Annotated in this window: 2 protein-coding genes; both read right to left on the bottom strand. The window is 55.3% G+C overall.

Annotated features, from left to right (window positions below; genetic code table 11):
• Positions 1 to 441: 2Fe-2S iron-sulfur cluster-binding protein (locus tag ACR0P9_RS12865; RefSeq protein ID WP_432620760.1), on the bottom strand; the 441-nt coding region annotated here is incomplete at its 3' end.
• A gap of 2 nt (positions 442 to 443) precedes the next feature.
• Positions 444 to 1,260: FAD-binding protein (locus ACR0P9_RS12860; RefSeq protein ID WP_432620758.1), on the bottom strand; the 817-nt coding region annotated here is incomplete at its 5' end.

The following is a 1,260-nucleotide window of genomic DNA, read 5'->3' as shown; positions in this document are numbered from 1 at the left end:
CAGGCATCGCGCCGACTGATACCGTGCCGCATGGGTGCGCGCATTTTTTTGTGCCTCGCCTTCCAGCCACACCTGCATTTCTTTGAGCCGGTCAAACAGCACGCGCCGATCCACGATCAAATCGCGCACGAGCGGGAATTTACTCAGCGGCTCTAGTACAATTGTCGCGTTTTTGATGTCACGCAGAAAGACCGAACACGCTAATCTCGGAATCCCGTTGATACGCATCGCGCAAGCTCCGCATTTGCGCACCAAGCAGCTGCATTCCCAGCCAATCAGCTGTGCCGGTGCTCCATCTGCATCGCACAGCGGTGTCCGCGCATTCAGTTCGCGCAAAACATCCGCGACCGAAGCGTTTCCCTCATTTTCACACAAAAAGGTCTGCCAATACAGTGTATCCTGCGCACTGCGCTGCCGTTTGATTCGGATTGTATAATTCATGTTCACTCACCCCACGTGACAGCAATCGTTCCTTGCGTATACCGCGCGATTGTCGCCGCGCAATATTTCTCTCTCGTTTCCGGATAATCTGTCCGGAATTGGGCACCACGGCTTTCCTTTCGCTCCAACGCGCTCAGTAAGACCGCCTGTCCCAGCAGAGCCAAATTGCCGGACAGCGATTGTACGGTGTGCAGAGCTTGTTCCATGGTCTCGCCCGTGCGCACGACGCCAAGTGCCTGAGCCAGCGTCTCATGCAAGATTTTCTGTTCCTGCACTGATGTCTGCTGCCCTGCAGCTAGAATCTGACACGAGCAAGTGCTGCCATTTGATTCGGCAATCGCCGTCTGTGCCGCAATTTTTCCGCCATATATCGCACCGAGCAGAGAATTTCCGCCCAAGCGATTGGCTCCATGATACTGTGCACAGCACTCTCCCGCCGCATAGACATTGCGAAGGCTTGTGCGGTGCTGGGTATCCACTTGCAGGCCGCCCATAAAATAATGAATACCCGGCTCAACCGGAATGGACTGTTCTTTTGGATCCAGTCCCAAATATGTGATGCAATCTTCACGCAAACCGGACAGCTTGTGCGCAAACACATCGCCGGACAGCTGTGTCATATCCAAATAAACCGGCGTCTGCTGACCGACACGCCAAATTTCCCGCGCGGTGATGTCTCGCGGCATCAAATTGCCCAGCTCTGGATAGCGTTCTTCCATGAAATACCACGGCTCGCCATCGCGCATCGCATACAATCTGCCGCCTTCGCCGCGCGCCGCCTCACTGATAAGCAGTCGTCTGCCGCCGCGCTTCGCTGTT

The sequence above is a fragment of the Butyricicoccus sp. genome, from assembly GCF_050872565.1.
In the GTDB taxonomy this organism is placed as follows: domain Bacteria; phylum Bacillota; class Clostridia; order Oscillospirales; family Butyricicoccaceae; genus Butyricicoccus_A.
Note: the sequence above shows the minus strand (reverse complement) of the source record. Positions and strands in the feature narration are given on the sequence as shown.